Source organism: Paenibacillus sp. JNUCC-31, from assembly GCF_014844075.1.
In the GTDB taxonomy this organism is placed as follows: domain Bacteria; phylum Bacillota; class Bacilli; order Paenibacillales; family Paenibacillaceae; genus Paenibacillus.
Genome location: NZ_CP062165.1, coordinates 1334375 through 1355588 on the forward strand (window position 1 = coordinate 1334375; position 21214 = coordinate 1355588).

Annotated in this window: 2 protein-coding genes; both read right to left on the bottom strand. The window is 45.8% G+C overall.

Annotated elements, in window-relative coordinates; genetic code table 11:
* Positions 1 to 119: 119 nt before the first annotated feature.
* Positions 120 to 14684, bottom strand: a complete 14565-nt coding sequence (locus JNUCC31_RS05790) for an SDR family NAD(P)-dependent oxidoreductase (protein WP_192269358.1) — start codon at positions 14682 to 14684, stop codon at positions 120 to 122.
* An 11-nt stretch (positions 14685 to 14695) separates the two neighbouring features.
* The gene (locus JNUCC31_RS05795) at positions 14696 to 21190 is read right to left on the bottom strand and encodes a type I polyketide synthase (protein ID WP_192269361.1); all 6495 of its coding nucleotides are present in this window, start codon (positions 21188 to 21190) and stop codon (positions 14696 to 14698) included.
* Between the last annotated feature and the right edge of the window lie 24 nt (positions 21191 to 21214).

A 21214-nucleotide genomic window follows, 5' to 3' on the forward strand; every position in this document is an offset into this window, starting at 1 on the left:
ATTTCTCATTAGATGCCGTCAAACTAGCGAGTTTCATTTTTGCATCTTCCGGACTTATCTCTCCTGCCTCCAAAGCGCGTAGAACGTGCTGAATATTCATGGCAATCCCTCTCTTTTATTTACTTGGAAAGTAAGGAGCTCAACAATTGCTCTGCCTGGTCGATTGGAATGGCTTTTTGGCGAACTTTCTCAAGTACCATTTCCAATGTTAGCGGATTATGAGACGACTCCGAATTGTTGTTGGAACTCGACATTGTTCCAGAATGATCGTTACTTTTACTCAATTCAGTCATAAGATAGTTCGAAAACTCCGTAATAGTTGGGTAATCGTATATTTTAGTTGCAGTGACATTCGTCCCATACCGTTTATTGATGAGTTGAACCCATTCCACGCCCGTAATCGAATCCATTCCCATTTCGATAAAGCTCTTCTCTAGCTCAACGTCAGCTCGATTCATAAACAACGTCTCCGCTAGTAAGTCTTTCAACTCTTCCATTAGTGAACCGGATGTCATGGACATCGCTGTTACCGATTCCTGCTTATTAGTTGTAATATTCGGAACGTTCTCAATAACATCGCCTGGATCTTGTGCCCTATTTGGCAACTCTCCTGCTAAATATATAGAAAACTCACGCAGGGTCGGATAATCATAGACTCTTGTCGCCGAAATTGAGAGTCCATATCGCTTATTAATAGCTTGAATCCATTCCACACCAATGATAGAGTCCATTCCCATTTCGATAAAGCTGCGGTCGTAATCAATCTCATGAAGTGACATGAAAAGAGCATCCGCCAGTGTTTGGGCAAGCTCGGCAATAAGCTGCTCTGCTGTTTGATGGACAGGCAGGACATGTTTTCGTTCCAAAATGGGCGTTAACAAGGGTTCAGGTTTGCTTTCTTCTTTGATTTCAATGGATATTCCCTCAGACTGAGGAAGCGCAGATAACTCAATCCTTACTGGCTTCTGCGTTGGTGAAACATGTACTATATCCTGCAAACCGCTCAACTGGATGTAATTAGAATCCGTTTGGGTTGGCGTTACCTCTAGAATAGTTGTAGCTAATGGAGATACCTTGTCGACTGAATCCTTAGAGAAGCTGGTCTCCTCTGCTTCGCGTTTAGCATTTACCCAATACCTTTCGTTAGCGAACGGGTAGCTCGGCAGACTTATCCTGCTGGGTTTAGTTGTGTTATACAGCAGAGACCAATCAACTTGATATCCTTTAACCCACATGGATGCCAGCTTTTCACACTGATCATATTCGCGATTCGGCCAAGCAGATTCGGCAACATTAGGCGTTAATGATTGATTCTTAGATTTAACTTGTCCGAAATGCATACCAGCCGATTGATTGCCTTCAATGAACTCTTTTAGCCTAATCTCAAGATCACTTACGGAATCAACAACGAACGCAAGGCGCTCCTCCATGGCTTCCCGTCCTATTTGCAAGGTGTATGCTGCATCCAAAAGATTGTCGTCTGTAATATTTTTCTCCTGGATTTGCGCCACCAGCTGACGAGAGCGTTCCTTTAACCTGTCAACGTTCTTGGCTGAAAGCACAATTGTGACTGACCTTACCTGTGACCCCGCAGTGCTATTCGTCGAATTCGGTCGATATTCCTCAATAATAAGATGGGTGTTTGCACCACCCGCCCCAAACGAAGAAATGCCTGCAATCAGAGGAACTTCCTTATACGCTCCTCCTTGTTCTAAAACTGGTCGGCGCCATGGCGCACGCTCAGTTTGCAGCTTAAACGGACTGTTTCGGAAGTTAATATCTGGATTAGACTTTTCTGCATGAATCGAAGGAACCAATGTTTCGAACTTCATTTGCATAATCACTTTTGTGAGCCCTGCAATTCCCGAGGCACTTTCGCAGTGACCTATATTGGACTTGACCGATCCAATGGCACAATATTGCTTTTTGCCTGTCCCATCTCCAAAAGCTTTCGAAAGTCCTGCGATCTCAATAGGGTCACCCAAGGCAGTGCCTGTGCCATGTGCCTCCACATAGCTAACCATTTCAGGTTGAATCCCTGATCTTTTAAGGGCGTCGGTGATTGCTTGATGTTGTGCATTCGGGTTGGGTACGGTATAGCCGTTCGTTTTCCCACCAGAGTTAATCGAACCGCCTTTAATTACACCATAAATGTGGTCGCCATCTTCAATAGCCTTGTTCAACGGCTTCAAAATAACGGCACCGACACATTCTCCGTCCACAAAACCGTCAGCTTGTTCGCCAAACGCCTTACACCGATCAGTTGGAGAGAGCATTTTAGCTGCAGACAGCTTTATATAATGGACAGGATCAACAATAAGGTTTACCCCTCCACATATAACTACATCGCTCATTCCATTAAACAAACTATCCATGCCAAGGATTATAGCTGTCAAAGACGATGAACATGCTGTGTCAACCGCCATGCTTGGCCCATTAAAGTTTAAAGTGTAAGATACGCGATTTGCGATGGACCAGTAACTTGCCCCAGTCGGATAATTTCCGTTCATCACACCGACAAATACGCCAACCTTGCCAGTTTCACTAAGTTTATCTGGCGTGTAACCTGCATCCTCAATACTTGCGTAAGCATTTTGGAGGAACAGACGCTCCTGGGGATCCATCTGCATCGCTTCTCTCGGAGATATATGGAAAAATTTAGGATCGAAACAATCAATATCTCGAATGAAGCCGCCCCATTTCGTATACATGGATCCGCTTGTTCCCTTCTCGTCACTGAAGTAACGTTTCCAATCCCAGCGTTCTGGTGGAATCTCCGAAATACAGTTTTCACCTTCCAACAGATTTGTCCAGAACTGATGAGCGTTCCCTGCCATCGGATATTGGCCAGAAAGACCGATAATAGCAACATCTCGATTAGTCGATTGTGTCCTTACCACATTCTGTTGCTCAGTAGAAGTCTTACTCTTAAATCTACTGGTGGGTTGATTAACATGTTTAGCTGGTCCATTCATAACTGAAAGGTTTTTGTTGTTATTTCTTTCAGTTCTTTCTACTTTCACTTTGGGTGCAGCTCCGACTAATACTGCCATTTCTTGAGGACGATCATGAATCAAATGCTCGGCCAATGCATCAATTGTTTGATATTCGAAAAACAGTGTACTGCTTACATCGGACATTACAGTACGGAGCTTATCAGTTAGTCGTACAATCAATATAGAATCAATCCCGTACTTCTCCATCCTCTCGGATGTATCGATACGTTCTGTTGAAAGTTTCAATGTCTCGCCCACTAGCTGCTTCAGGTAGGCTCGTGTCTTCTCGCGAAGCATCTCTTGCCTCCCTTCCCCGCTGATAGGTTCTACAGAATTCTTTGCAGCCACACGCTTATTCAATGGAGTCTCAATAACTGAAGGAATAGAATCGGTTAGCCGTACGACACCGTCGCTCTTAGCAACAACGATCTGTTGCCCCATTTCTTCGTATTCAACCGCTGGAAAACGAATGCTGTGATAATTTTCTCCTTCCAAAGCCACCTTCCAGGACTTGGATGAAAGAGCAGGACTTCCATCGATGCGTAGCCCAGGATCCTCATATAACCACCATCCCTCCAACAATCCAAAAGTAAGGTGAGTAAATAATCGGTTTCCGGCAATCTCATTGAGAACAAGCAAACCATTTGGACGTAAGGCAGCCTTGACATTGCGTAGAGCAGAACGAATATGTCTAGTGGCATGCAACACATTTGTGGCAATAACCATGTCATATGATCCTACATCTACCCCTTGCCCACCAATAGAAAATTCCACATCCAAAATCCTACAATTTACATAAGGCAATCGACTAGCGTACTCGCGCTCCCCATGCATGAGAAAAGCCTGTGAAATATCCGTATAACAATACTCTTGTACGTAACTCTGGTAAGGCTTTAGCATTTCAAACATGGTTGCGCTTGTTCCACCCGTCCCAGCGCCGACTTCCAAAATACGGATTCTCGCATTTGGATCATTTTGGATCCGCTTCTGAATATAGTCAACAGCAGTACGGGCAAGGAAATCGTTGAAATAATCCGCCACAGGATTATTTTTATAAATTCCTTCAATTAGCTTCATAGATGAGTTAGGAAACATCAGATCTGTAGCTTTACGGCTTCCGATCAAAATTTCAGGCAGCGCTCGCAGCATAGTTTCGGCTAATTCGACCTGTGCCCGAATCGTTGGATCATTCATCCAGATCGATTTTTGTGAATCCCACTTTTCCCAAACAGCGGCTGCGTTTGACGGTGCTTTTCCCGTGACAAGCCACTGGTTATCCATCTCGTCTGAACGACGTAAATATCCAAGTCTCTCCAGCACATGAAGGCTCTCTTTGATCCATCGGTTATACTGCTGTTGTGTGCCAGCTCGTAATTCCATTGAATCTATTTGCACTAAAGATTTCTCGAACATAATCATTGATTGCATTTGACACCAAAGCAATTGGCCCATAAGCTCATTCATCTGAACGACATGATTATGATTAACGGCAATCATTGCCTCACGTCTCATTACCGAATTGTCCAATACTCTTTCCTCTTCATGAGAATTGAAGAGAGCTTCTGTATGAGGATAGACGACTATACGCTCATTGGGTTTTATACCTAAAGGTGAGTAATCAGACGTTACTTTCATGTATGCGATCTGATCAATGGGAGCTTCAAGTACCTTCTCTAGTAAGTCCATTGCCTCCACTGACTCAATCGAACCAATACCCATTCGGCTCATTCGCTCCCTATACAATTCATCAGCAACAGCGCCGTGGTGTCCCCAATAACCCCAATTGATGACTTTAACCGGACATAACCAACGACTAGATAATCCTCGAGCAAAAGCATCCTTGAACGCACAACCAGCTACATAATTACTTTGGCCTGGTGTTCCCGCAAAGGCATTAATGGAAGAGAAGAATAAAACAAAATCCAACATTTCATTTTGAAATGTCTGTTCAATCTGCAGACTCACCTTGGCCTTGGTATTAAACACCGAGATGAAGTTCGACTCATCCATATTCGCAATCATTTGATCTGCCAACACGATAGCGGCATGAATAACGCCATGAATTTGCTCATGACGCTGTTTGATCCAATTATATGCTTGATGCATCTCAATGCGGTTGGCAGCATTAGCCTGAATGTAAGTTGGAGCATGACCTAAAGTTGATAAGCGATCAATTTTCGCTTGAATAATAGCATCCTTTTCTCTACGGCCAATCCAGATGATTACAGCTTGATAGCGGCGTATCATATATTCGCTCCACACTTCGCCGATACCGCCGGCACCGCCAATGACTACGTACACCCCACCTGATCGATACGCAGATTTAATTGGTTTGGGTAACTCGACTGGGACAAGTTCTCGACGGTACCATTCTGAATGGCGATAGCACCAAGGTAGGCCATCTTTATCAGGAGGAAGAGCTAATACCTCGCTTAATGGTGGAAATTCTTCCTGATCCGTATCAACTAAACGAACTTTCCAATTCGGATATTCTTTAGCGAGAGATCCAATGAAACCATGGAGACTGGCCTGATTAGGATCTATAAGTTCACTTTCAAATATCATTTGTGCTTGAGAGGTTATAATAGTAAGTCCTATCTCCTGGCTACCATAGCCCGAACGAAGCAACGCCTGAATAAATCGGAACGCTAGAATTACCACCTCTGAGCCTTGCATATCCTCACGGTATGGAAGCTCAACTGACTCGTCGCCACTATAAGCAACCCACACGAAATGTTTAATCTCTTCGATTTTCGACAACCTGTGACTTATGATATCCGAACTCTCAGAAGGTTTTATTTCAAATGGGACAATTCCTTGAATTTGCCGGTGCCAGAGCTCCGACTTATACGTTGGTCCTATAACTAACATTGTCCGTTCAGGTTCAACTGGCAATGTTTCTCCTGTTTCCGGTGTTACTGCTCCCCAGATTGGTCTTAATAATAACGAAGTATCCGTAGCTGTCTCCCCTTTTAAAGTTTCATTGGGACTAACCGAAACTGATTCCTCCAGGATCCTACATGTAAGACCCTTCATTTGGATGCAGACAGTGCCATCCGGTCCACACAAGTCAATATCAAACTTTGCGACTGAAGAAGTCGCCCCACTTCTCGGGCTGTACTGGACAATCGCCAACATGTGCTCAGAGCAGTCCTCCCATATCACAAGCTCATCCAACGCAAACGGCATTGCTAGCGCCTTATTATTGTGAGTTACTCCCCCGGCTGCTAGGTTAAATCCGATTGTCGCTTGCCATGCCGCATCAATCAGAGCTGGGTGCATAATGAATGATCTCAACTCTTCTGCTGAAGATGGCAAAGCAAGTTCTGCCAGAACCGTCGTTTCACTGACGTATAGATAATTAATTGCTTGATGACTTGGACCGTATTGTAGGCCAGTTTCCGTAAAAATCTGATAACACGTTTTTGCATCAAAACGTTGATTGTTTTCTAAACGGATACGGTCGATGTCTCGCTTCGGCGCCTCGATAAGATAATTATCGCCATTGTCCAGCACAAACTTCCCCTGACTATGAATAACAGGATCATCAGAGGTTTCTTCAGGACTACTATATACCACAAAGCCAATATCTCCATTATCATGAGGAGTTACACTGATGTGTAGATCCTCTTCACTTTGATCAACTACGAACGGTCTGGTCCACGTTACATCAGCTATTTTCCAGTGGAGTAGATCATACTCCCTCGTACCTTGAGCTAAATGCACCGCTGCTCTCGCCAGTTCCAAATAGGCGGCACCAGGCAATACAGCTCTCCCTTTTATACGATGATCATGGAGAAAGAACTCCTGTCCAGTAAAAGTCGAACTATACCGCTGCTCCATCAAATCAGATGTATTACGATGCACCAACGGATGTAACACATGCTTGGGAACCTCAGGTACCGAGGAGACTCCTGTAGTTATCTGAACCCAATGACGCTCTTTTGCAAACGGATAGGTCGAAAGACTAATCCGGCGAGGCTGCCAGTCTCCATATAGTATGGTCCAGTCAATGACGAGTCCCTTCACCCAAAGCTGAAGCAGGTTGGTATACTTTCCTTTATGCAACCAAGCTTGTACAGTATGAACCATATCTTCATCAGCCAAGACTGATAATGCATCGAAATTTGGTCTAATTTTGTTTGTGTAAAGCTCAGTAATATCCGGCTGTCCTTTTAGATAGTCGGTCAGCTTTCTTTTTAACTCGTCCACCGAGGCAGCAGTTAACGCTAAGCGTTGTTCCATGGCTTCGCGTCCAATTTGTAGCGTGTATGCCATATCCAAGAGTTGCAGATCCGTGATAGGTCGGTGTTCAATATCGCTAATAAGTCTTTGCACCATCTCATGTAGCCTGTCTTCATCTTTAGCTGATAGGACAATCAAGGCCGGGCGTCGGGAATCTGGAAGGCGGTTTTCGCGTTCGTCAGACGAAGGCATGTACTCCTGTAATATGATGTGTGCATTCGCACCGCCTGCCCCAAACGAGGAAACTCCAGCCGTTCTTGGAAGCTCATTTCCTGCCCCTTTCCCTACCGTAGGCCGTTTCCAATCACTACTTTCCTGTTGTACGATAAACGGCGTTTCGGAAAAGTCAATATTCGGATTAAGCGCCGTGGAATGTAAGGAAGGAACCAACTTGCCATGCTTGAACTGCAGCAATATTTTCGTTATGCCTGCTATACCAGCAGCACTTTCACAATGCCCGATATTCGATTTTACCGAGCCGATTGCACAGAACTGTTTATCTTGTGTACTGGAACGGAAACAGTTCGTCAGTCCCGCAATCTCGATAGGATCACCAAGTGAAGTACCTGTCCCATGTGCCTCGATATACCCTATCATCCGAGGATCAATTCCGCCTTCTTTTAGCGCCTTTTCAATTACAGCTGATTGTGCATTCGGATTTGGAACAGTATATCCCGCTACTTTTCCTCCGTGATTAATTGCTGTTGCTTTGATTACCCCATAAATATGATCGCCATCTGCAACTGCTTTGCCTAACGGCTTTAATAAAACGGCTCCTACTCCCTCACCTGGTACGTAGCCGTCACCACCCCTACCGAAGCTTTCACAGCGCCCTTTGCTAGAGATAAATTGCCCTTGCCCCAACATAATATATTTGTTGGGATGGATGGAAACATTAACACCGCCAGCAACGGCATACTCGCATTCCCCGTTTCTTAGACTTTGGACCGCAAGATGAATTGCTGTGAGTGATGATGAGCACATTGTCCCTAACGTCATACTTGGTCCATGAAAATCACAAAAATAGGATACCCGGTTGGCAATAGTTGCCGGATTTCCAGACAACGTTAGAGCGTTACCTCTAGCTTGTTCCTGCGCCCCGTACAATTGATACTCATCATACATAACACCGACATAAACACCGACGTTTCCGCCAAGTCCCTTTGTATGATCACCAATAGAGTCCCTCGTATAACCCGCATCTTCCATGGCTGAATACACGCTTTGGAGAAATAATCTCTCTTGCGGGTCCATCATCTCCGCTTCTCGGGGTGAGATATGAAAAAACTGTGAGTCAAACTCACTAATTCCTTCAATAAAGCCTCCCCACTTGCCATAAGTTTTTCCGGGCGTTGTTCTGTTTTCATCAAAAATCAGATGATGATCCCATCGATCTTGAGGAATTTCTGTAATGCAGTCGTCTCCGTTAGACAAGCGGGTCCAAAATTCGTCCAACGTTCTCGCACCCGGATAGCGGCCATCCAGTCCAATTATTGCTATATCCATATTATTGTTTGTAAACGAGGGCTGATCTGTATGCAAAGTTGACTTCACATGATCACCAGCCGAGGACTCAGAGTCAGAACCCATAGTCTTTTTGATCTCTACACTTCTTCCACCTGATTCGCCCTGTATGCTACCTGTGTTCCATCCGTTAAGCCCAAGCATCCTAAGCAGCTCTTTGCGATATGATTTGACGAAGTAACCTGTTATCGCTCGAAGACTTGGGTATTCGAAAAACAGCGTTTTGGGAAGCGTTCCAAATCGTTGTTCCAACTCCCCCGTAATTTGCATGTACGCAATCGAATCCAATCCATATTTCTCAAAGGTGATATCCGGTTCAATTCGATTTGCAGGCAGTTTCACGACGGAAGCGATCAACTTCCTAAATTCATGGATTGCTTTGTTTTCAAGTAATTCTCTCTCGTCTACCTGCAATACACGCTCTTCAGGACCAGATCGTGCTGATTCGTTTTTCATCATGCCCTCCTGTGCTTGTAAGCTATTGCGTATCTGCTCCGTATAACCAGATAGAACCACAACTCGACTGTTTTTTAGGCTATATGCTTGATAGAAGGCCTGAACCCCAGCTTCCGTATCAAGCGGAATCATGCCTGTTCTCCGGCTTATCGCTTTCTCCGTAGTCGCATCAATGTGCATTCCTCCTTCTTTCCAGAGCGGCCAACCGATAGACAATGTCCTACCTGCTCTTTGTCCTATCGCTACCAAATCATTCCGGTACTCAGCGTAAATATCCATAAATGCATTTGCAGCAGCATAGTCTGCCTGACCAGGATTTCCAAAAGCGCTAGCGCCAGATGAAAATAAGATAAAAAAGTCCAATTGGAATTGTTTACTTGCCTCATCCAAGTGAATCAAGCCGGATACCTTTGGAGCCATCACGGTCTGCAGCTCGTCCACACTCTTATTTATCAAATAATTGTCCTTGATTAATCCGGCGGAATGAATAATACCATCGAGTCTTCCAAACTCTAATTCAATGGCGTGCATTATCTCTTCTACCACTAATTTATCCGTTACATCAGCTTGTCTATATTCGCAGTGCACACCCATAATTTCCAATTCCATAAGTTGGGCTTGCTTATCAAGATCAAGTAGGGATCGTCCAACAATAATCAAAGTGGCATTCTTAACAGTTCGGGCAATCTCAGCAGCGAAAATCTTTCCCAAACCACCGGCTCCGCCAGTCAACAGATAGACCCCACCATCTTTCCATGGAAGCATACCAACGACTGATTGCTCCCAGTGAATCTCTTTTAATTTGGTAACGAAACGATTACCCTCTTTGTAGCGAATATGAGCTTCTCTATAAAAACGATCTGCAGCCAATCTTTCTATGATACTGGATACAGATTCACCTTTCTCCATTTCGATAATCTGACCATTAAACCGTGGATTTTCCAACTTTGCTGTCTTTAGTATGCCGTGTAGTCCAGCCATCACAGAATTCTCGGCATCAATCCCTATCACCACTTGTATCATTAACTGTCGATCGGTTCGATCCGATAACATTTCTTGAATATTAGTAATCAGATGCTTCGAATAGAACTGAAAGCGTTCATCCAAATGATACCCTGGAGGATTAACCTGCAAACAGTGTGCACCTCTTAGTCGAGTAGAGAAGATTTCGGTAGACAACTCATCCATTTCATATAGCAGTACGAGATGAATTGTCTCTTCAGGTAACCTAAATTCTTCTTCCTTCAACTCTTGTACTTGCTGTTCTTTCCAATCAGGAACTAGCATAAGCAGTCCTGTTTGATCCATTGGTATTGAAGAGAGCCTGCTCATAGAACGTACTTGACTGATTTCGGAATGGTCAACCTGCTCTAAAGCTCTCGTAGTCAGTCCCCGAAGGCTGACGCACACAGAACCATCATTCCCTATCCAATCAATATCGAGCTTTCGCAAGGTTTCTACCACTTGACCTTCGCTCCATCGGATCCATGCATTGTTAACTTGTCGACAAGAGCTATATATCTCGAGGGATTCAAAAGCAAAAGGCACCTCTGTTGCTAGGGGCTGTCCATCACCAACAGATAAACCGATTGATGCCTGAAGAGCAGCATCAAGCAACGTAGGATGGAGGAAGAAGTTTTCGTTCTCCTGTATACCTCCAACTAGAGAAAGTGTAGCTAATGCTTGACGATTTCCAATTTGTACTGATTCAATTCCCCTATAACCAGGTCCAATGACTATGCCAACCCTTTGATAAAGGTTGTAAATATACTGAGCCTCTAAAGATGAATGACTGCATACATTATGAAGAGATTGAATATCAACGAGGGGCGAAGGTTTAGCGGAAATCACCATAACACTTCCACTACAATAAACCATACGATCCCCTTCAAGTGCAGGAGTTCCTTGGTATACTTCAAACGTAATATCGTCATCGTTCAGCAATAGACCGACATGCAGTTCAAGATTATTACCCTCTTCAGCAACAGCTTTATTTGCCCAATGCACATGTTTGAATTGAATAATATGATTATCAGGAACAGCGGTCTCCTGCTTGACTGCAACCCTAACCATTTCAAGATAGACTACACCTGGAAGTACACGCTGCCCATGTATCAAATGATTCGCAAGGAAAAACTCCTCACCAGTAAAAACCGACGTATAGCGAATCTCACCAAATTGGGAAGTGTTATGTTGCAGCAATGGGTGAATATAAGCATTGGTAGGATAATTCGGAATTTCAATCCCACTTTCCGATTCAACGGAAACTCCATCGGGTACCCAGTAGCGCTCCTTAGCGAATGGATATGTCGGCAAGCTTGTTCGCACAGGATGATTGCCTTGATAGAAGGATAACCACTCCAACTCTGCTCCTTGGGCCCATAAGCGTGCAATTCTTGCTAATTCTTCGCCAGTCATTTCTCGAATATGCTGAGAAGTTGAACCCGATGAGATCAATTCGCCATTCTCATAGACCCTGCCTTGCCAAATGCCATCCTGACCATAATTTTCTTCCCCGCTAGCAATCCAAGTTAGCTTATTCATGAGCTCACTATGGTTCCTAACGATGATCGCTACGCGTTCCTCCATCGCTACACGTCCAACTTGTAGGGTAAAGGCCAGCTCTTCCAGCGAAGGTTTAATTGAGTGAGCTTCCATTTCGCTCACTAGACCATTTCGCTTCCCACCGCGTAGATAATCTAGTAATTTGGCGGCATAGGCACTTAGTCTTTCTTTATTCTTAGCCGAGAGTGGAACGAGAATGGGCTGCTCTCCCTCACTTCCAATTTTCCGCTCATCTTTTCCTTGTTTCGCCGATATGTATTCCTCCAGAATCAAATGAGCATTCGCACCGGTTGCACCAAATGAACTGATTCCTGCTCTGCGTGGGTATTCTTTTTCCTCCCCCCGCTCCTTTAGGATCGGCCGTCTCCATGCTTCGGTCTTCTGCTGTACATAGAACGGAGAACGAGCAAAATCAATATGCGGATTGGGATCAGACGAGTGCAGTGATGGAACCAGCGTTCGATGATGCAGCTGTAAAATAACCTTATGCAGCCCCCCAATCCCTGCAGCAGACTCCGCATGTCCAATGTTTGACTTCACCGAACCAATGGAACAATATTGAACATCTTCTGTGTAACGACGGAATGCCTTTTCCAGTCCTTGTATTTCGATGGGGTCCCCCAGCGAGGTACCTGTTCCATGTGCTTCGATATAGCTGATGGTCCGAGGATCGATGCCAGTTTTCTCTAAACAGGTCTCAATCATTTCTCCTTGTGCGACTGGACTTGGCACTGTTATTCCACTTACTGCTCCTACATGATTAATAACACTGCCTTTAATCACTGCGTATATATGGTCGCCATCCTCCTCTGCTTTTCGCAACGACTTGAGCACGACCGTCCCTACGCCTTCTCCAGACACATAGCCATCGCCGCCCTTCCCGAAGGTCCGGCAACGACCATCACTGGCATGCATATCTGCTAAACCATAAGATAAATATTTTCCCGGATGCAGCGACAGATTGACGCCACCTGCTAAGGCAACCTCGCATTCGCCAAGCGCTAAACTATTTAAAGCCAAATGCACGGCCGTTAGCGACGAGGAGCATACCGTATCAATGGTCATGCTCGGTCCATGAAAATTGCAGAAATACGAGACGCGGTTTGCGATTGGCGCGTTATTTAAAGCAATAGGAAACTGTTTTCCCGCAGATGCTCCAACAAGTGTATAATCTTTATGCATAACACCGGCAAATACACCGACAGACCGTCGTTTCGTTTTGCCCACTGGATTGACCAGTGTATCGGGAGTATATCCTGCATCTTCCACTGCCTCCCAGCAGGTTTCTAAAAATAGACGTTCCTGCGGATCAAGAGTCTCTGCATCTCGCGGAGTAACTCGAAAGAACGAAGCATCAAAACAATCAGGATCGTCAATGAACCCTCCCCATTTTGATAAAGCTTTACCGGATGGTGAGCGGAATGACTCAAAATCCTCCCAGTTCCACCGGTCCTTTGGAATTTCTCGGATTAAATCCTTACCTTCGGTTAAGTTGGACCAAAACTCCTCTAAGTTAGTAGATCCTGGATACCTCCCAGCCATACCGATCACTGCAATATCTTCATGAATTGATGTACGATGGTCATTCAAATCTAGGAGGTTTTTAGACAAAGCTCCTAGTCCACTTCCACCTGATAATGTTTCATCTTCAGTTTTAGATATGTTCTTCCCAAGCCCTACACCTCTTTCGAAAGCTTGAGGATACATGTCACTCAAATGATCTGCTACTTGCTTAATCGTGGTGTATTCAAACAGGAGCGTTGGAGACAGCGTAGTTCCTATACGCTCACTGATGAGTCTAACGGCCTCCAATAAATTCTTTGAATCAAGCCCCATCTCATAGTAACCCGTATTTATGCGTACATGCTCTTCTGTTCGATGGAGTAACCCTGCCAGTAACTGCCTTAAAAATGTGATAATGGTTTTATGGATAAGAGTGTATTGGGATTCTAAGTTATCGTTATATCCCGTTTGAGGAGCATCTGTTACGCCCATTTCAGACATCCTAAACTCAGATTCTTGTCCAGAAATGAAATGTTCACCCCACTTGCCCGAACTAGTATCCTCTGCTTGTCTTAGACGTTTGTTTGTGAATTTGATTAATTCACCGATTTTCTCCCCTGCCTCGTTAAAAAATTCAAGGTCCATGGATAACAGTTCTTCCTTGCGATCAACAGTATCCGCTTTAACTCTTGTTAAACAATTGCTACGTAATGGTTGAACCGCTCTGAACGATTCAAAATAAAGAGGCAGATACAAATGGTCCGCGTCCGAATTCCCTCCTGCGATTCTATGAAACCAAGCACCGGAGCCTACCGCACTAGAATCGATAAGTGCGGGGTGAAACAAGAACTGATCTGCATCTTTTCGCGCTTCCCTATCTATGGATATTTCCATCACGATTGCATTGCTTATATCAAAAATTCGTCCATCTGTCTTCATATAGCCCGTATGAACAAGTTGATGAGTACGGCATGTTTGATAGACTTGCTCCAAGTCAAGAACAGACTGGGCTGAACGAATAATATCGTCCTTATTTAGATTTGTCTCATACGTAATTACAGTACTTCGATGTATTTCCGCTGTCATCAACAGTTGCTTGTTATCGCTCCATCCATCGCCGTGCTGTTGCAAGCCTTCAACTCTAATTGTCCAAACGCCTTCGTCGGTATCCTCGGATGTGAATTTAAGCAGTATCTTTCCAGGATCTTGTTGGAATGTCATGGGCTCATATATGACTAAATGCCGCAGTTCAAGTTCTTCATATGAGAAACCTTTTTCCGCAAAACATTGATATACTATATCGATATAAGCCACTCCAGGAAATGTTTTCTTACCTAGCACTAAGTGATTGCTGATTATTGGGTTATCAGTTCGGATTATAAATTCGCTTCGCATATGAGTCACCCTCATCTTCCCGTCGTATTAGCATTGCCATCGCCCGCAGGTACAGCATCTCTTTCTTGCACCCACCAATTTCGTCGCGAATGAATCCCTTTTTTATTGGTTTCGGAATCCATCCAATGAGTAACTTCCCGCTTTTCCTGTTCAATAGGTCCACGGGTCACATACCCAGCCACACCCGGCTCCCATGCCTCCACGATGACATGAGCGTTAGTCCCACCGTCTGCAAAACAATTAATCCCTGCGGCTGGACGCTCTCCCTCCCAGATTTTGCTTTCACGAGTAAAATGAAACGGGGAGGCTCCGATATCAAAATGCTTCATGGGCTGCTGACCAGATAGGAACGGCACGAACTCTCGATGATGTAGCATCAGAACGACCTTCACCAGGCCTGCTATCCCTTCCGCACACAATGGATGTCCTATATTGGGTTTGCTTGAGCCTAACCCCAACTCTTCTGAGTTCTCTTCCCGGTAGACCTTCCGAATGGCCTTTAGTTCCAACAAGTCCGTTACCAAGGAGCCCGAACCATTCGCCTCGATATAACTGATATCCGCTGCCTGCTTACCGCTTCTTTCGAGCGCCGTACGCATAACATCCTGTTGTGCTTGGATGTTGGGTGTCGCTGGTCCTGCCGTTCGGCCGTCGTTATTCACGGCTGTCCCTTTAATTACCGCATATATCCGGTCACCATCCTCTTGTGCTTGCTCCAGCGTCTTGACGATGACGACCCCGCCGCCTTCCGACAGCACGGCTCCACTCGTTCGACCATCAAACAGATGGAAGTTCGGCTCCCCGCTTAATATTCCTCTCTGGTTGAATAATCGGTGCGCCTGGTCGGTTCCTAGCAAGCTAACCCCGCCCACCAGAGCACCGTTTATTTCGCCGCTGTGCAATGCCTGAACGGCCATATGCAAACCTACTAAAGCTGACGAACATGCCGTATCCAATACTAAACTCGGACCTCGAAGATCAAAGTAATGGGAGATATTCGCCGCCAAATAATTCGGGCCCACTGCCAGGATCGGGTTGCGAGCTGCAAGTAGCTCCTGCTCATCCGGTCGGTGCTGGCTGCGTCCCCCGATGTACACGCCCACCGGCGCTCCTTTGATCTCATCTACCGTATATCCGGCGTGCTGCCATGCCTTTAAACTTTCCTCTAACAACAGTAACGCTTGAGGATCCATCACCCGAGCGTCTTCCGCCGCAATATGAAAGCGGGATGCCACCCGTTCTGTTGGCGTTTCAACCAATCCGGCATAATAGTCCGCTTCCTGTCCCCATCGTTCCTGCGGCACACGACCGATCGCACTCCGTCCTTCTTTCAACAGATCCCAGTACGCGTCCAAGCTTGGTGCGCCCGGTAACTGACAGGACATGCCAACCACGGCAATATCCCCGGTTCTCTGTTCGGAGCGAACTGGTAACTTCGGACTTGGAGGAAGCTCCTGCGGATAAGATTCCAACGGCACTCCGCTCGAATCTACAGCTTGGCTTGCCGGAGTACCTGAAGTTGTCTCTCCACTCAATGCCGAAGCGTAGGTATGGACCAGCCATCCTGCCAAACTTTCCATACTGGCGTATTCATACAAGATCGAAGGATCCAGCTCTTCACCTATCCACTGATTAATGGTACGTAACAACTGGGTCAGTAAGATCGAGTCAACTCCAAACTCCTGAAATGATACATCTGGCTCCAGTTCCGCAGGATCAATTTTCAGCTCGGACGAGAACAACCCGACAAGCCGCTCTATCACCGTGTGCAGCAGCGTTCCATCGTCTTCCTGCGCTGGTTGCAGCTGAACCGGAGCACTTTTCTGCTGTTCTTCCAGTTTCCGGCTCATCAGGTGTTGCGGTTGCCATACTTTTGGATTAACCATGGCTGGGAGTACGACATTACCCACATCGTAAGTCAGCACCCTATCCAGCATGGCGAGACCTTCTTCGTTGGTATGACTAAGTAGACCGGTTTGATGGTATACCCGGCTTTTGACTTCTCCAAAGCCTGTTTCCTTCCAGCTAGGCCACTGCACACTCACCATCGGATATCGTTCCGCATGTGCTCTAGCTGCATAATCCATGTAGCCATTGGCCATCACATAATCGCTCTGTCCCGATGCCAGTGACGGTATAATTGAAGATACCGATGAGAACAACACAAAAAACCGCAGCGGTTGTTCCTGCAGCGCTTGACACAGTATGTTGACTCCTTCCACCTTGGGCTCCAATACTCGGCGGATACCTTCAGGTTGCTTTCGAATAAATGCGGGGGTATCACGATCACCCAACCCAGCGCTGTGAATCACTCCACCGATTGGACCCATCGTTTTAACTACCGTCTCCATACTTTCTCGAACGGCTTGCCCATCAGATAACGTTAGGGACAGCACCTGCACTTGAGCACCCAAGGCCTCTAAGTCACGGATATGCCGAATCTTCTGGCCGGTGCCACTGTCCAAATGCTCATATTCTTCCCATCGTTCCCGAGACGGAAGCCGTTCTCGTCCGGTCAGAACCAACTTCCTCACCCCATAGTGCTCAACCAAATGACGTGCACATAAGGCGCCTACTCCACGCGTGCCCCCGGTTATCCAGACGACCTGCTCGGAAGGGAATTCAAATGTTCTACTGGACTTTGCACGGAATTCCTGAAGGCTAGCCCGGTAGCGGAATCCATCCCGGTAACAGACCTCCGCCTCCTCACTCTCCAGTTGAAGTTCATCACCAATTTGTTTTGCCAGTGTTCCCAAATCGTCCGCTGGATCGAGGTCCATATGACGGGAGCTCACGTGACGGTATTCGCTTTGCAACATGCGATAAAGCCCGGCAGTAGCTGCACCAGCCAGACTAACCGGCCGCTTTACAGCACCACACGTTTCCAGCCCCTGGGTAATACCCAGCAGGACGACACCTTCCTTCTGCCGCTCTTCAATCACACCCTGTAACCATGGAATGATATGCAGACTTGCTTCGATCTCCTCCGCACAGCCCGTGACATCCACGACGGCAGCGTAGTCTTTCCGGTGCCGTTTCATGGTACGCTTCAGCTCCAGATTGATCTCTACTGTGCCCGGTTCGATGACCTCACTTCCAGGAAGATATCTAGACAGTTCATTAGCAAATGCTTTCGTTGCTGCAGAGGCAACGATTGCCACTGAGGAATGTGATGCTCGGCGTGATGCACCTTCTATGGGTGCCAACTCAAACTGTTTGCCCACTAGACGCATGCTTCTTTCCTGCTGAACCTCGGTTGCCTGGGGAGAAACAGTCATTCTTGATGGCAGTGCCAATCCCTCCGCTTGACGAATTTCGCCAGATTGCGATGGAATCCCTGGCAACCAGTACCGCTCTTTAGCAAAGGGATAGGTCGGTAGACTGATTCTACATGGCTTGTGTTCACCGTATAACATTTTCCAATCGATGTTTAGTCCCTTTGCCCACAGTTGAGCGATCTGGGTCACTTTACCTTTTGAATGCCACTGACGAATCATTTCTTTAGCATCCTCATCCTCGTAAAGAAGAAGTGCAATATCCTTGTTTGGTTTCCGTTGCCCCCTATAAATGCCTTCGACGCTCTTGTTCCCTTGTAAAAACAAATCTAACAAATACATGAGCTGAGATTTGTCACTTGTAACAAATATGACTCGATCTTCCATTGCTTCCCGTCCGACTTGTAACGTATAAGCCAGCTCTTCTAGTGAAGGTTCAAGTGTGTCAGCTTCGGTTGTCGGTATCAAAAGATTTTCGCTCATTAGACCATTTCGCTTCCCACCGCGCAAGTAATCTAGTAATTTGGCGGCATAGGCGCTCAGTCTTTCTTTATTCTTAGCCGAGAGTGGAACGAGAATGGGCTGCTCTCCCTCACTTCCAATTTTTCGCTCATCTTTTCCTTGTTTCGCCGGTATGTATTCCTCCAGAATCAAATGAGCATTTGCACCGGTTGCACCAAATGAACTGATTCCTGCTCTGCGTGGGTATTCTTTTTCCTCCCCCCGCTCCTTTAGGATCGGCCGTCTCCATGCTTCGGTCTTCTGCTGTACATAGAACGGAGAACGAGCGAAATCAATATGCGGATTGGGATCAGACGAGTGCAGTGATGGAACCAGCGTTCGATGATGCAGCTGTAAAATAACCTTATGCAGCCCTCCAATCCCTGCAGCAGACTCCGCATGTCCAATGTTTGACTTCACCGAACCAATGGAACAATATTGAACATCTTCTGTGTAACGACGGAATGCCTTTTCCAGTCCTTGTATTTCGATGGGGTCCCCCAGCGAGGTACCTGTTCCATGTGCTTCGATATAGCTGATGGTCCGAGGATCGATGCCAGTTTTCTCTAAACAGGTCTCAATCATTTCTCCTTGTGCGACTGGACTTGGCACTGTTATTCCACTTACTGCTCCTACATGATTAATAACACTGCCTTTAATCACTGCGTATATATGGTCGCCGTCCTCCTCCGCTTTTCGCAACGACTTAAGTACGACCACCCCTACGCCTTCTCCAGACACATAGCCATCGCCGCCCTTCCCGAAGGTCCGACAACGACCATCACTAGCATGCATGTCTGCTAAACCGTAGGATACATATTTTCCAGGATGCAGCGACAGATTGACACCGCCTGCTAAGGCAACCTCGCATTCTCCATGACGTATGCTTTCCAAAGCCAGATGCACAGCCGTTAGCGACGAGGAGCATACCGTATCAATGGTCATACTTGGTCCATGAAAATTACAGAAGTAGGAAACCCGGTTTGCAATCGGTGCATAATTATGGGACAGCGGGAACAGGTTACCTTCCCCTAACGATTCCATGCCAAGCAACGTATAATCTTTTTGCATAACACCAGCAAAGACTCCAACAGGTCGTCGTTTATTTCTACCTTGAGGAGAAACCAAATCCTCTGGTGTATACCCAGAATCCTCAATTGCTTCCCAGCAGGTTTCTAAAAAAAGCCGTTCCTGAGGGTCCAAGGTTTCCGCCTCTCGTGGAGTGATCCGAAAAAATGAAGCATCAAAGCAATCCGGATCATCAATGAAGCCGCCCCATTTAGATATTGGTTTTCCTGAAGGTGAGGATATCCCTTCATGCCGCTTCCAATCCCAGCGTGTCTCTGGAACTTCTCGCACTAAGTCTTTTCCTTCCAACAGATTTAACCAGAAATTAGTCATGTTTGTCGCACCTGGGTAACGCCCTGAAATTCCAATCACAGCAATATCTCCAGATAACGCAGTTGTTGCAACAGCTGACTCGGACAGTGACAAACTGCTATGATTCTCTTTTATTTTTGATTCTTTATGTGGTTTATGTTCAAAATTCAGCTTCGTACTTTTTTGGAACACTGAAGCAGCGAAGAAATCCGGATATGCTTCCGACAAATACGTAGCTAATTGAGAAATAGTCGTATACTCGAAGAGCAACGTTGGTGAAAGCTCGGCCCCAATCTTCGTTCCAATCATATCAACAGCTTCCAATAACCCTGGAGAATCCAAACCCATCTCGTAATATCCGATGTTGATTTCAATTTCCTCTGCAGACTTCTTCAGATACTGCGCCAACACTCCTTTCAGAAAAACTTGTGCCGAAGGAGATTGTTCTTTAACATACTTCGTCTCGGATAGCATTTGGTTATCCGCCTGCTCCGTTTCTTCTAGTATAAGCTGTTGTTGTTTAGTAATATCATTACTTCCTTCTTGTGAATCAAGGATACTACCATCGCGAACAATTTTGTTCGTTAACTGTTTCATTTCCCCGATTTTGTGACCGACATCATTATAGAAAATGATATCCATATATAATAGTTCACCATTTCGTTTGATCGACGTGACTGGAATTTTTGCAAGACAGCTATTTTCGATCAAATCTGATGCGCGAAATGACTTGATATATAGAGGCAAAAACAACTTGTCCTCATCCTTTATAAGGGCGTCAAACAGCCCTTCCGATCCAGCGCCAACACCGTCAATTACAGCGGGATGAAACATAAAATTGGACGAATCAGAGATTCCAATTTCCTTGTCCACACTCAGCTCGATAAAACGAGCCTCATTATCCTCAAATACTTGGCCTTCAGTCTTCATCAAACCAGTGTGAATTAATTTTTGTTTGCTCCAACGCTCATAGAGCTCGGCCATTGAGAATGAACGTGTCGCTGCATTACGGAATGATTCGAAGTCAACACTCTCTTCGTAATCCACCGGTATATAGCGAAACATATCAGCGACGGCATACACAGTCTTAACACCAACCGCTTCCTCGCCCTCCAAACGAACACGCCAGTGGCCCTCTTCCTGCTCGATACAATCGATGGTTAATCGGATTGGGCGATCCTCATGTACAACAAGTGGACGGTAAATCGAAAGATGTTGGAGCTCTAGCTCCCGGTATGAATAGCGATAGATTCGGAACACTTGATAAATCAGATCAATATAAGCCAGTCCCGGCAGTAGCTTTTGTCCAAACGCCTGATGATTGCTAATAACAGGGTTTTTTGTAGACAACGTTATCTGATGTTTAATACTAAT

Coding starts and splice junctions, on each gene's coding strand:
- JNUCC31_RS05790 (WP_192269358.1), bottom strand. CDS start 14,684: ATGCGAAGCGAATTTATAATCCGAACTGATAACCCAATAATCAGCAAT.